A 12,685-nucleotide genomic window follows, 5' to 3' on the forward strand; every position below is an offset into this window, starting at 1 on the left:
TTGAAAAAATCCGCTTGTAATCGCGGAGGACAATGGTATATTAAACCTAGATAAAAAAATATCGATGTTAAAATATCGATATTCCGGTACCGAACTTTTCGGTATCTCCCCATGGATCATCAACCCGATTTCAGGAGGACGGAATTATGAGTGTGAAGGAAACCAAAACCCGGCCGGTGGAAAAAGCCGCTGTCCCCGGGGACGAACAGGAGCGTGAACAACTCAATGCCTTGATCGCCAAAGTGAAGGCGGCACAGGTGAAGTACGCGGAATACACCCAGGAGCAGGTGGATGCGATTTTCGCCGCCGCCGCGCTCGCCGCGAACAACGCGCGGATTCCGCTGGCGCAGATGGCGGTTGCCGAGTCCGGTATGGGCGTGGTCGAAGACAAGGTGATCAAGAACCACTTCGCCGCCGAGTACATCTACAACAAGTACCGCGACATGAAGACCTGCGGCGTGATCGAGGAGAACGAGGCGATGGGAATCGCCAAGGTTGCGGAACCGGTCGGCGTCATCGCCGGAATCGTCCCGACCACCAATCCGACTTCGACCGCGATCTTCAAATCCCTGCTGGCGCTCAAGACCCGCAACGGTATCATCTTCAGTCCGCACCCGCGCGCCAAGAAGTGCACCGTCGCCGCGGCGAAGATCGTGCTCGATGCCGCTGTCAAAGCGGGCGCTCCTGAGAACATCATCGGCTGGATCGACGAGCCCTCCGTGGCGCTTTCCGGCCATCTGATGAGCCATCCGGATATCAGCCTGATTCTGGCCACCGGCGGCCCCGGCATGGTCAAGGCCGCCTATTCGAGCGGCACCCCCGCGGTCGGCGTCGGCCCCGGCAACGTGCCGGTGGTGATCGGCGACACCTGCGACATCCGCATGGCGGTAAGCTCGATCCTGCAGAGCAAGACCTTCGACAACGGCATGATCTGTGCTTCCGAGCAGTCGGTGACCGCGCTGGCTTCGATCTACGACGATGTCAAGAAGGAGTTCACCTATCGCGGCGGTTACATCCTCTCGAAGGAGGAGGCCAAGAAGGTCGGCGACGTGATCCAGATCGACGGCAAGCTCAATCCGAAGATCGTCGGTCAGAGCGCCTGCCGCATTGCCGAAATGGCGGGGATCAAGGTGCCGGCCGGCACGAAGGTCCTGATCGGCGAAACCGACGGCGTCGGTCCGGATTATCCGTTCAGCCGGGAAAAGCTCTCTCCGGTCCTTGCGCTCTACAAGGCGAAAACCTACGAGGACGCGGTCGAAAACGCGAAGAAACTGCTCGAATACGGCGGTCTCGGCCACACCAGCGTGCTCTACACCAACTCGCAGAACTTTGAGCGTGCCAAATACTTCGGCCATATGATGATGTCCTCCCGTACGCTGGTCAACATGCCGTCCAGCCAGGGCGCGATCGGCGATATCTACAACTTCGCGCTGAATCCCTCTCTGACGCTCGGTTGCGGCAGCTGGGGCGGCAACTCGGTCAGCGAGAACGTCACGCCGAAGCATCTGTTGAACATCAAGTCCATTGTGAAACGGAGAGAGAACATGCTGTGGGTCAGAATTCCTCAGAAAGTTTATTTCAAATATGGCTGCCTGCCCACCGCGCTCGGCGATCTTGAAGGCCGTCGGCGGGCGTTTGTTGTCACCGACAAATTCCTCTACTCGAGCGGGATGCTTGCCGATCTGCAGCACAAGCTCGATTCGATGAACATCGCTTACAAGGTCTTTGCCGATGTCGAGCCGGATCCGACCATTCAGCTCGCCCGGCGCGGTCTGGAGCAGATCAACTCCTTCCAGCCCGATGTGATCATCGCGGTCGGCGGCGGTTCGCCGATTGACGCGGCCAAGATCATGTGGCTGATGTACGAGCATCCCGAGATCCGTTTTGAAGATGTCGCCATGCGCTTCATGGATATCCGCAAGCGGATCGTCCGCCTGCCGGAACTCGGCAAGAAGGCGATGATGGTCGCTGTGCCGACCACTTCGGGAACCGGTTCGGAAGTGACCCCGTTCGCGGTGATCACCGACGCCGACACCGGCAACAAGTACCCGATTGCGGATTACGCGCTGACGCCGAACATGGCGATCATCGACACGCAGCTGGTCATGAAGCTGCCGAAGCAGTTGACGGCATACAGCGGCATCGACGCTCTGACGCACGCACTGGAAGCGCGGGTTTCGGTGATGGCGAGCGATTACACCAATGCGCTGGCGATGGAAGCCGCCAAGCTGATCTTCGAAAATCTGCCGCGCTGCTACCACGACGGCCCGATGGATGAAGAGGCGCGTGAGCACATGCACAACGCGTCGGCCATGGCCGGCATGGCGTTCGCAAACGCCTTCCTCGGCGTCTGCCACTCGATGGCGCACAAGCTCGGCGGTATGTACCATGTTCCGCACGGCCTCGCCAATGCGATGCTGATCTGCGAGGTGATCCGGTACAATGCCACCGACTGCCCGACGAAGCAGGGGACCTTCCCGCAGTACAAGTATCCGCATGCCAAGGCGGCCTACGCCAATCTGGCGACCTACTGCGGATTGGACGGGCGCGACGACGATGAGCGTGTTGAGAATCTGATCGAGGCGATCGAGAAGCTCAAGGCTGAGCTGGAGATTCCGAAGAGCCTCAAGGCCTACGGCATCGACGAGAAGACCTTCCTGGACAATCTCGACGAACTGGCGGTCAAGGCGTTCGACGATCAGTGCACCGGCGCGAACCCGCGTTACCCGCTGATCGAGGAAATCAAGCAGATGCTTCTCAACGTCTACTACGGCCGGTAATCGACGGCTGCAGCGCAGAGGGACTCTTCCTTTCGGGAGGGTCCTTCTTTTTTTCTGTTGGAAGTTCCCTTTTTTTCGTGCGATTTGACTTGAAAAATCTGCGGTTTCAATGTAGATTCCCCGCATAACCATGGAAAGGAACGTCTGATGGCGAAACCGAAGATTGTAGTCTGCCTCGGCAGCTCCTGCTTTGCGCGCGGCAATGAGGAAAATATCCGCGTGGTCGAAGCATATCTCAAGGAAAACTCCTACCAGGATGATGTCGATGTCGAACTCTCCGGCACGCTCTGCCAGGGGCGGTGTGCCGACGGGCCGAATGTGATCGTGGACGGGAAGATTTACAGCAAGGTGGAGCCGGGGGTGATGCTGGATATTCTCCGCCAGACGCTGCCGCCGCGCAGCTGATTTCGCGGAAGCCGAACGAGAAGGAGCATTCACCATGAATCTGCATTTTCCGGTGTTTACGACCGAAAACATCTGCCATGACTGCTACAAGTGCATCCGGCACTGCCCGTGCAAGGCGATTCGCATCGTCGACGGCCGGGCCGGGGTGATTCAAGAACTCTGTGTCGCCTGCGGCATGTGCGTCAAAGTCTGCCCGGCGCACGCCAAGAAAATCCGTCCTGACCTGGCCCGGGCGCGCTATCTGCTCGGGACGGGGAAGAAGGTTTACGCGTCGCTTGCCCCTTCGTTTGTCAGCTATTTCCGCAATATTCCGAAGGGGGCGCTGGTTGCCGCGATCAAGCGGCTGGGATTTGCCGGAGTCAGCGAAACTGCGCTCGGCGCTCAGGTGGTCAGCGCGGAGACTGGAGCGTTTCTTGCCAAGGCGGAGCCGGGGGTCTACCTCTCCAGCGCCTGTCCGGCGGTGGTGGATTTTGTCCGCAAATACGCGCCGGATTATGCGAAGAATGTCGTGCCGGTTCTTTCCCCGGTGCTGACGCACACCAAGATTCTCCGCCAGACCTTCGGCGATGAGATCGGGGTGGTGTTTTTCGGCCCCTGCGTCGCCAAGAAGAATGAGTCCGACCGCCATCAGGAGCTGCTGGATCTCGCGCTCACCTTTGCCGATCTGCAGGAGTGGCTGACGGAGGAGGGGATCGATCCTGCCTCGATCAATCCGACCGATTTTCAGAATATGGTCCCGGAAGCCGCTGAAGAGGGGCGGGTCTATGCGATCGAAGGCGGCATGAACGACACGTTGCGTGCGCCGTCCGCCGACATCCGCTACCTCGCGGTCTCCGGGCTGGCAAACCTCAACCGCCTGCTGTGTGAGGATCCTGAGGCGGCGAATTCGAAGGCGTGCAAGATCTTCATCGAATGCCTCGCCTGTCCGGGCGGGTGCGTCAACGGGCCGGTGATGCCGGCCCGGCAGGGCGGAACGCTTGGCGCGGTCATCGAGGTCGCCCGCGAGTATGACGGCAACAACAGTCTGGCGCGTCCGACCGATCTGCCGATCGAAGAGGTGGTTCATGCGGAGCCGGAGCCGGCGCCGGAGGTGACGGAGGAGCAGTTGCGCAATGCGCTCGCCTCGGTCGGCAAATTCACTCCCGCCGACGAACTCAACTGCGGCGGATGCGGCTACTTCAGCTGCCGGGACTTCGCCCGGGCGCTGGTGGCGAACAAGGCGGAGGTGGAGATGTGCGTCTCCCATCTGCGGCAGCTGGCCCAGAAGAAGAGCAACGCATTGATTCGCTACATTCCGGCCGGGGTGGTGATCGTAGACCGCCATCTGCGGATTGTCGAATGCAACCGCCGGTTTGCCGAACTCTTCGACGAGGACACGGTGCTGGCCTACGACTCCTGCGGCGGGCTGACCGGCGCGGAACTGAGCGCCTTTGCCGATTTCAGCGATCTTATGGCGGCGGCGCTGCTTTCGGGCGGCGAGGTGGAGCGGCACAATCAGGTGTGCGGTGACAAGATTCTGAACATCAGCGTCTTCACGATTTCTCCGAATCAGAGTGTCGGAGCGATCATTCAGGACGTCACCAGTCTCGAACTTCACCGGGAACAGGTTTCGGAGAAGGCGCGCGCGGTGATCCGCAAGAACATCATCACGGTGCAGAAGATCGCCCGGAATCTGGGCGAACACATGGCTGAAACGGAGATTCTGCTGCGCGAAGTTGCCGGCAGTTACACTGAGATCAAGGGGAAGAAGTGACATGCCGAACGATGTTTTCGTCGAAATGGAGTGTTTTCAGCTCTGCCACGACGGGGAGATTGTCTGCGGAGACGACTTCCTGTTCGAGCGGCTCGAGCAGGAGAACCGTCACCTGGCGGTGCTTTCCGACGGTCTCGGCAGCGGCATCAAGGCGAATCTGCTGGCCTGCATGACCACGACGATGGCGCTGGAGTTCGTCCGTTCGAATATGGATGTGCTGCTCTCCGCCGAGATCATCATGGATACGCTGCCGGTCTGCGAAGTTCGCCGGATCAGTTATGCGACCTTTTCGATCTTCGACCTGCAGATCGGCGGGAAGTCCCGGATCATCGAAATGGACAATCCGCCGTTCATCCATCTTCGCAACGGCAAGGATCTCAAAGTGAGCCGGCAGAGCATGGTGTCGGAACGCTGGCCGGACCGCCGGGTGCAGCTGGCGGAAATCTACGCGATTACCGGGGACCGGCTGATCGCTTTTTCGGATGGCGTCGCGCAGGCCGGACTCGGCCAGCCCGGCTGCAAATTCGGTTGGCGCCGCGAGGGCGCGCTGGAGTTCATTCAGGCGGAAGTGGCGAAGGACCCGGCGATCTCCGCGCGCGAACTGTCACAGCGGGTGGTCTATGCGGCGCGGAATCACAACAAGGACAATCGCTGTATCGACGATATCAGCTGCATGGTGATCTACCTGCGCAAACCGCGTCGGTTGCGGTTGCTGACCGGGCCGCCGTTCCGGCCGGAGTCGGATACCGCTTATGCGGAACTGGTGCGGAATTTTGACGGGAAAATCATCCTTTCCGGCGGGACCACGGCGAACATTGTTTCACGCGAGCTGAAGCGGCCGATCGATGTCGACATGAAGCTGGTGATGAAGGCGGGAAATCTGCCGCCGCCGGCGCGCATGGAAGGGGTGGATCTGGTGTCGGAGGGAATTCTGACGCTGACCGATGTGGTGCAGCGTCTTGAAGCGGATCCTCCGCTGACAACGCCGGTTCCGCTGGCGGCGAAGCAGATGATCGACCTGTTCCGGGAGAGCGACGAGATTGAATTCATCGTGGGAACCAAGGTCAACGAGGCGCATCAGGATCCCAGTCTGCCGATGGATCTGGAGATTCGCCGCAACATCGTTCGGCGGCTGAAGACGGTTCTGGAGAATAAATATCGGAAACGTGTGCTGATGCGTTATTTTTGAATTCCATCAACATTAATATAAGGATATTCCTCACCATGAGCGAATCAAACAAGATCAAAGTGGAAATTTGTCTGGGCACCACCTGTTATGTGCTGGGATCGTTCCGGCTGTCTACGCTGGAAGAGCAGCTTCCGGAGGATCTCCGGGGGGTGGTCGACGTTGTCGGAAGTGCCTGCCTGGATCTGTGCCACGACCGCAATTACGGCAATGCTCCCTTCGTTCGAGTCAACGGCGACCGTATTGTAGACAATGCGACGGTTGAGAAGGTGATCGATGTCATTCGTGAGGAGGTTACAGCAGGAGGAAAACAGGCATGAACAATGCGGAAAGAACTCGCCGGGAACTGATGATCCGGGCGATCAAGGACTATTATGACGGTATTCTGGCCGATACGATCGACCGGATTCCGATCGAGATGCGGCCGCGGACGGCGGAACCGAACCGTTGCTGCATCTACAAGGATCGTGCCATGCTCAAATACCGCCTGATGGCTCTTCTCGGGTTCGGCATGGAGGAGGAACGGGATGAAACGATGCCGCTTCGGGAGTATCTGAAACAGGCTGAGGCCGGGAAAAATCACACGGCGGCGGTGCTTTCGGTCTGCAGCGTCGGTTGCCACGGCTGCGTCGACAGCCATGTGCAGGTGAGCAGCAGCTGCGTCGGCTGTTTTGCCCGGCCCTGCGTGGCGACCTGTCCGCGTCAGGCGATCACCGTCATCAATCAGCGTTCGACCATCGATCGGTCGAAGTGCATCAACTGCGGCAAATGCATCGCGGTCTGCCCGTATCATGCGATTATCCGCAACCCGCTTCCGTGCGAAGATGTCTGCCCGGTCGGTGCGATCGGCAAGGCGGAGGACGGGCGGGTCAAGCTGGATTTCAGCAAATGCATCTACTGCGGCAAATGTTTCCGTGCCTGTCCGTTCAGCACGATCATGGAGCGCTCCCAGCTGATCAACATTCTCAATGCGCTCAAGAGCGGGCGCAAAGTGGTGGCGATGGTTGCTCCTTCGATTACGGATCAGTTCCCGGGGAAGATCGAGCAGCTGTTTGCGGCGCTGAAGATGGCCGGGTTCCACGACATCATCGAAGTGGCGCTCGGCGCGGAGCTCACCACCAAGCATGAGGCGGAGGAGTTCTACGAACGCATGGCGCGGGGTGAAAAGCTCATGACCAGCAGCTGCTGTCCGGCATGGGTGCTGGCGGCGCAGCGTCACATTCCGGATATTGTTCCGATGGTCTCCTCCACGCCGAGTCCGATGGGATATGCCGGCCGGCTGGCGCGGGAGAAGTATCCGGATGCGGTAAACGTATTCATCGGGCCCTGCATCGCCAAGCGGCGGGAGGCGCAGTCCGACCCCAACACGGATTTCGTCATGACGTTCGAAGAGCTCGGCGCGCTTTTCGCCGCGCTGGAGATCGACGTCATTTCGCTCAATGCGGAACCGCTGGCGGAGCCGGCGACCTCGTTTGCCCGCAATTTCGCGCACAGTTGCGGCGTGACGGAGGCGATTCTGGAGGAGATGAGCGAAGAGTCGCCGGATCCCAAGCGGCCGAAGATCGATGGCAAGTTCATCAACGGCTTGGATCGTAAATCGGTGAACATGCTCAAGATGTACGCCAAGGGGAAACTGCCCGGCAACTTCGTGGAGGTCATGGCCTGCACCGGCGGTTGCGTCGGCGGACCGTGCTCGTTGACGCGCTGAAGAGAAAAATAGGGATCAAGATCGGGGTGGAGTGCAATGCTCCGCCCCGTTTTTTTTGCAGAAAAAATCAGCGTGCTTTGCGATAGGCCGCCGGAGAGAGGCCGGTTGTTTTGCGGATGACCCGGGCAAAATAGCCGGAATCCCGAATTCCGGTTTCGCGGGCGATGTTGTGAATCGGCATCCGGCTGCTGCGCAGAAGGTGCAGGGCGTGCTGAATGCGCAGGCTGTGCAGATATTTCCCGGGGGAGATCTGCATGCGCGACGTGAAAATGCGTGTCAGCGTGGCGCGGTGCACTCCCAGCCGATCGCATAGGGTGTTGAAATTGACCTCGGGATTGCGAAATTCCCGACGGGCGAGCGAGAGAAACGCATCGATCAGTTTGCCCTCCCGGCTGCCGTCGGAGTGGGTGCCCCCCGCCGCCGCCAGGATTTCGCAGAGAACGGCGATGTTGCGGCGCATCGCTTCGGCGGTGTTCTCGCGCAGACCGTCTTCAAACCGGCGAAACGCCTCTTCCGGGCACTCGCCGGAGGCGGCAAGATGGCGGGCGTAGCCATAGCCCTCCAGAAACCGTTCCGCATCCGGTCCGTCGAATGTGATCCAGCGGATGCGCAGAATTCCCTCCCGCTGCCGGGTGAAGCAGCGCAGGCCGGGCGGAGTGAACCAGACGCCGCCCGGTTCCATTTTGAATTCCTCGCCCTCCTGGGTGACGTCGCCTTTGCCGGAGAGACACCAGTTGAGCTGGACGAACGGTCGAGGCATGGAGTCCTGAACACCTCCTTCGCAATACTCCGACAGTCCGGCCGAACGCGGATAGACCGGCAGCTTCCAGGCCGGCAAGGTTCGATAGTCCGGACGGGTGATAAGAGTTCGATTGAGATGCGACATAATTCACCTTTCAGGCGACAAAAATTTCATTGTCAAAGAAGATATCTTCTGATATACTATATACAGAAATCCAATTTTTGCAAACAGGAGGAAGATATGGCTCGAACCGTCGAGATCGGAAACCGTGAAATCCGGGTGGATGGAAATCCCGTGCAGATTCTGTCGGGTGCGATGCACTATTTCCGGATCCATCCGGATTACTGGCGCGACCGGATCGTCAAACTGCGGCAGTGCGGATTGAATACGCTTGAAAGCTATCTGGCATGGAACGTACATGAGCCGAAAGAGGGGGAGTTCGACTTCTCGGGCGGGAAAGATTTTTCCCGCTATTTCGAGCTTGCCGCAGCGGAGGGGCTGATGGTGATAGTCCGCCCCGGGCCCTACATCTGCTCCGAATGGGATCTCGGCGGACTGCCTGCCTGGCTGCTGACGAAACCGGGAATGCGGCTCCGCTGTATGAACAAGCCCTATCTCGATGCGGTGGAACACTATCTGGATGCGATCATTCCGCAGCTGCGCCGCCTTCAGTGGACCGCCGGGGGGCCGGTGATCGCCATTCAGCTGGAAAACGAGTACGGAGCCTACGGCAACGACCATGATTATCTGCGCTTCCTGCAGAAGAAGTATCGGGAAGGCGGCATTACCGTGCCGCTGTTCACCTCCGACGGGGCGGATGATACGATGCTCCGTTGCGGGACACTGCCGGATGTGCCTGCCACGGTCAATTTCCGGAATCATCCGGTGGAAAATTTGAAGCGTCTGGAAGAGTTCCGCCCCACTGACCCGCCGTTTGTCATGGAGTTGTGGGACGGAGGCGCGCATCACTGGGGGAACCTCTATCCGGAGCACGATGCGGAAGCGGTGCGGCAGGATGTCCGCGAGGTGCTGGAACACCGTTTCCATATGAATCTTTACATGTTCCACGGCGGCAGCAATCCCGGATTCATGAACGGGGCGAATGAGTGGGGGGGCCGCTACGGCGCCATGCTTTCCACCTACGATGTCGATGCCGCATTGCGCGAGGAGGGGGATCCCACGCCGAAGTACTTTGCGATTCAGGAGGAGATCAAGCGGTTTCACCCCGAGGCAAACATCGGCACGCCGACCTCTCTGCCCAAACGGGCTTACGGTGAGATTCCGTTGACGGAGTTCGTTGCGCTCGACGAGGCGCTGCCCATGCTTTCGTCGCCGGTCCCGGTTGCTGCGCCGGAGACGATGGAGCATTTCGGGCAGGCGTATGGATTCATCCTCTACCGGACGAAGGTGGCGGTGAAGCCGGGCGTCTACCCGCTCCGGCTGGATCAGTTGCGCGACCGGGCGATCGTGCTGGTTGACGGACGAATCGCCGGAATTCTCGATCGCAACAGTTCCCCCTGCGTCTGCCAGATCTCCATTCCGCCGGGCGGGGCAGAGCTGGAGATCCTGGTTGAAAACATGGGGCGTATCAACTACGGCAGCGAGATGGAGCATGAGCGCAAGGGAATCACCGGGGCCGGATTTTTCGCCTACCTTCACCTTTTCGGCTGGGAGGTGTGGCCGCTTCCGCTGGAGGATCTCTCCCGGGTGGCCTTCCTGCCGCTGGCCGGCACCCCTCCGCCGGTTCCGGCGTTTTACCGCGGATGCTTCACGGTGGATGAGGAGCCGTGCGACACCTTTCTTGCGGTGCCGGGGGGCGGACGCGGCTGCCTCTTCCTCAACGGAACCAATCTCGGCCGCTACTGGCAGATCGGGCCGCAGCGGACGCTTTATGTGCCGGCTCCACTGCTCCGGCGCGGGAAGAACGAAATCATCCTCTTCGAAACCCAGGGGCTCGGGGAGCCGCTGGTCCGTTCGCTGGCACAGCGCGATTTCGGACCGTGCCTGAAGATGCAGATCTAAGCGGACTCTTCCGGAGGAAGTGCTCCATCATCCGGGCGGCGCAGGCGAATCTCCACCGCTTGCGTGGTCGCGGCGGAGAGGGGAGCGCAGGCGCTGTGGCGGATGCCCGGCGCCCAGAGAACCCGCCCGTTCGGCTCGCGCAGAACCGGGCAGGGGTAATCGAAGGGGAGTTTGCGGTCGATCCGGAGTTTCTTCAAAGAGAGTTCGGTTGTGCGGCCGAATGGAAGAATCCGATCGCCGGGGCGGCGGCGATCCACCACCAGTTCATCCGGCAGCAGTGCGGCGTCGAAACGCGCTTCAAAGAGCGTCGGCGGCGCGTCCGCGGAATTGAACGGGTGAAGTTCCAGCTGAAACTCCCCCCAGCGGAACCGGGGATTGCTCCGCCAGCGCCAGACTTCCGGGCCGGGGAGGGGCATGTCATCCGCCGGATGCATTCGGCCGCGGTGAACGAGAAAGGTGCACATGCCGCTGAGCGGAATGCGCACCGCTTCCGCCGAATCGTCGCTCCAGGCGGTGCGGAGGCGGGCGAGAAAAGCAGGCGGAGGCAGCACCTCCCGCCCGGCAAGTTCGGAGAGGTGGTACCGGAGCACCCGGATCTGGAGCGCCTGCGGCAGACTTCGCCAGAACTCCACTGTGGTTTCTCTCTTCTCTTTGATGGCGGCAAACCGTTCGCGGGCCGCCTCTTCCAGAAATTCAGCGTCCTGCCGGAGGGTTTCGAGCGAATGGAGCAATCCGGCGGCGGCACCGGGAATCCGGCGCCGGAACTCCGGCAGAATGATATTGCGCAACGCATTGCGTCGGAAAGTATTTTCCTGATTGCTGGAGTCGGTTCTCCACCGGAGATTTTGCGCGCGGAGAAACGCTTCGATTTCGGCGCGCGGGAACGCGAGCAGGGGGCGGAGGATCGTCATGCCGTCGAGCCGCGAGACCGGCCGCATTCCGGCCAGGCCGGAGACGTTGGAGCCGCGCGCCAGCCGGAGAAAGAGCGTTTCCACCGCGTCGTCGGCATGGTGGCCGAGCACCACGACAGCTCCCGGAAATTCGGTGACAAGCTGCTTCCAGACGGCGAGCCGTGCGGCACGGGCGCGCTCCTCCAGACCGGGCCCGGGGAAGAGGCCGAGCGGGATTTCGCGGAAGGGCACATCGCAGCTTCCGGCGAAGGCGCGGGCGGCGGCGGCGTCCTGCCGGGACTCTTCGCCGCGCAGGCCGTGTTCAAAATGGATGGCGGTGACAGGGCAGTTGTACCGGTCGCGGGCGCGGAGACAGGCGAGCAGTGCCACGGTGCTGTCAGCGCCGCCGGAAAAGCCGGCGAGAAGGGGTCGGCCGGCAAAAGGAGCAAAAATTTTATCGCATTCTTCAAGTTGCATTTGTAATCGTCCGCATTTCGTTATAATATATGTGGCGAACAACGAAAAGCAAGGAGTGAACCGTCGTATGGCATATATTGTCGTGGCCACCACCAACGCCCACAAGGTGGATGAGTATCGGAAACTGCTCGAAGGGCAGAAGGTCGAATTGAAGTCTCTGCTGGATTATCCGGCGTTCCCCGGCGTGGAGGAGACTGGGAAGACGTTCCGGGAAAACGCCGGAATCAAGGCGCTGGCGGCCTGCAAATACTGCGATGTCCCGGCTTTTGCCGACGACTCGGGGCTGGAGGTGGAGGCGCTGGACGGCCGCCCCGGCATCTACTCCTCGCGCTACGCGCCCACGGATGCCGAGCGCATCGCTAAACTGCTCGGCGAACTCAAGGGCAAGGAGAACCGGCGGGCCCGCTTTGTCTGCGCCATTGCCATCGCCGTCAACGGTGAGGTGATCGAGACGTTTGAAGGCGAGGTCCGGGGGACGATCGTCGATGCTCCCCGCGGCGCCGATGGCTTCGGATACGACCCGATTTTTCAACCGGATGGCTATGACCAGACCTTCGGCGAGATGCCGCAGGAGCTGAAAAACCGTATCAGCCACCGTGCGGCGGCCTTTCAGCTGGCGTTGAACTTCGTCGAAGACGAGATGTCCGTTCTGGATGACGACTTCGATCTCTGACGGGAAGCTGCGGCAATCCTGTCTGCCTCTTTCCGGCGAAAGAGGCTTT

General features: G+C 60.3%; 10 protein-coding genes. 8 read left to right on the top strand and 2 right to left on the bottom strand.

Going from position 1 to position 12,685, the window contains the following annotated elements; all coding sequences use genetic code 11:
• Positions 1-146: 146 nt before the first annotated feature.
• The 6 genes from adhE to ACMLHG_RS11890 all read left to right on the top strand — a co-directional run bounded on the left by adhE (position 147) and on the right by ACMLHG_RS11890 (position 7,832).
• Positions 147-2,780, top strand: coding sequence for a bifunctional acetaldehyde-CoA/alcohol dehydrogenase (gene adhE / locus ACMLHG_RS11865; protein ID WP_417170633.1), 2,634 nt, complete (start codon positions 147-149; stop codon positions 2,778-2,780).
• 147 nt (positions 2,781-2,927) lie between these two features.
• Complete coding sequence (locus ACMLHG_RS11870) at positions 2,928-3,185, top strand: (2Fe-2S) ferredoxin domain-containing protein (RefSeq protein WP_294435925.1); 258 nt, start codon at positions 2,928-2,930, stop codon at positions 3,183-3,185.
• 34 nt (positions 3,186-3,219) lie between these two features.
• Positions 3,220-4,938: a [Fe-Fe] hydrogenase large subunit C-terminal domain-containing protein gene (locus ACMLHG_RS11875; protein ID WP_294435924.1), complete on the top strand. Its 1,719-nt coding sequence runs from the start codon at positions 3,220-3,222 to the stop codon at positions 4,936-4,938.
• Position 4,939: 1 nt separating this feature from the next.
• Positions 4,940-6,127: a SpoIIE family protein phosphatase gene (locus tag ACMLHG_RS11880; protein ID WP_294435923.1), complete on the top strand. Its 1,188-nt coding sequence runs from the start codon at positions 4,940-4,942 to the stop codon at positions 6,125-6,127.
• A 35-nt stretch (positions 6,128-6,162) separates the two neighbouring features.
• The gene (locus tag ACMLHG_RS11885; protein ID WP_295806368.1) at positions 6,163-6,444 is read left to right on the top strand and encodes a (2Fe-2S) ferredoxin domain-containing protein; all 282 of its coding nucleotides are present in this window, start codon (positions 6,163-6,165) and stop codon (positions 6,442-6,444) included.
• A complete protein-coding gene (locus tag ACMLHG_RS11890; RefSeq protein WP_295806371.1) occupies positions 6,441-7,832 on the top strand; it encodes a monomeric [FeFe] hydrogenase in 1,392 nt (463 codons plus the stop codon). Before ACMLHG_RS11885 ends, ACMLHG_RS11890 begins: the two co-directional genes overlap by 4 nt.
• A gap of 67 nt (positions 7,833-7,899) precedes the next feature.
• Here ACMLHG_RS11890 and ACMLHG_RS11895 read toward each other — a convergent pair whose 3' ends face one another.
• The gene (locus tag ACMLHG_RS11895; protein ID WP_295806373.1) at positions 7,900-8,718 is read right to left on the bottom strand and encodes an AraC family transcriptional regulator; all 819 of its coding nucleotides are present in this window, start codon (positions 8,716-8,718) and stop codon (positions 7,900-7,902) included.
• Between the two features lie 96 nt (positions 8,719-8,814).
• Here ACMLHG_RS11895 and ACMLHG_RS11900 point away from each other — a divergent pair, with 96 nt between their 5' ends.
• Positions 8,815-10,596, top strand: a complete 1,782-nt coding sequence (locus tag ACMLHG_RS11900; RefSeq protein WP_295806375.1) for a glycoside hydrolase family 35 protein — start codon at positions 8,815-8,817, stop codon at positions 10,594-10,596.
• On the opposite strand, the gene tilS is transcribed toward ACMLHG_RS11900, so the two are convergent.
• Positions 10,593-11,963 (bottom strand): tRNA lysidine(34) synthetase TilS, encoded by a 1,371-nt coding sequence (gene tilS / locus ACMLHG_RS11905; protein WP_417170634.1) that lies wholly within the window; start codon positions 11,961-11,963, stop codon positions 10,593-10,595. The two genes, ACMLHG_RS11900 and tilS, sit on opposite strands and share 4 nt — an antisense overlap.
• 67 nt (positions 11,964-12,030) lie before the next feature.
• Here tilS and rdgB point away from each other — a divergent pair, with 67 nt between their 5' ends.
• Positions 12,031-12,636 (top strand): RdgB/HAM1 family non-canonical purine NTP pyrophosphatase, encoded by a 606-nt coding sequence (gene rdgB / locus ACMLHG_RS11910; RefSeq protein ID WP_294435917.1) that lies wholly within the window; start codon positions 12,031-12,033, stop codon positions 12,634-12,636.
• Positions 12,637-12,685 lie beyond the last annotated feature (49 nt).

Origin of the sequence: Victivallis sp. (genome assembly GCF_048170485.1) — a bacterium.
Lineage (GTDB): Bacteria > Verrucomicrobiota > Lentisphaeria > Victivallales > Victivallaceae > Victivallis.

Bases quoted from the DNA above. Each gene is read 5' to 3' on its own strand.
- ACMLHG_RS11900 (WP_295806375.1), top strand. From the start codon at position 8,815: ATGGCTCGAACCGTCGAGATCGGAAACCGTGAAATCCGGGTGGATGGA.
- ACMLHG_RS11885 (WP_295806368.1), top strand. From the start codon at position 6,163: ATGAGCGAATCAAACAAGATCAAAGTGGAAATTTGTCTGGGCACCACC.
- ACMLHG_RS11870 (WP_294435925.1), top strand. From the start codon at position 2,928: ATGGCGAAACCGAAGATTGTAGTCTGCCTCGGCAGCTCCTGCTTTGCG.
- ACMLHG_RS11875 (WP_294435924.1), top strand. From the start codon at position 3,220: ATGAATCTGCATTTTCCGGTGTTTACGACCGAAAACATCTGCCATGAC.
- rdgB (WP_294435917.1), top strand. From the start codon at position 12,031: ATGGCATATATTGTCGTGGCCACCACCAACGCCCACAAGGTGGATGAG.
- ACMLHG_RS11880 (WP_294435923.1), top strand. From the start codon at position 4,940: ATGCCGAACGATGTTTTCGTCGAAATGGAGTGTTTTCAGCTCTGCCAC.
- ACMLHG_RS11895 (WP_295806373.1), bottom strand. From the start codon at position 8,718: ATGTCGCATCTCAATCGAACTCTTATCACCCGTCCGGACTATCGAACC.
- tilS (WP_417170634.1), bottom strand. From the start codon at position 11,963: ATGCAACTTGAAGAATGCGATAAAATTTTTGCTCCTTTTGCCGGCCGA.
- adhE (WP_417170633.1), top strand. From the start codon at position 147: ATGAGTGTGAAGGAAACCAAAACCCGGCCGGTGGAAAAAGCCGCTGTC.
- ACMLHG_RS11890 (WP_295806371.1), top strand. From the start codon at position 6,441: ATGAACAATGCGGAAAGAACTCGCCGGGAACTGATGATCCGGGCGATC.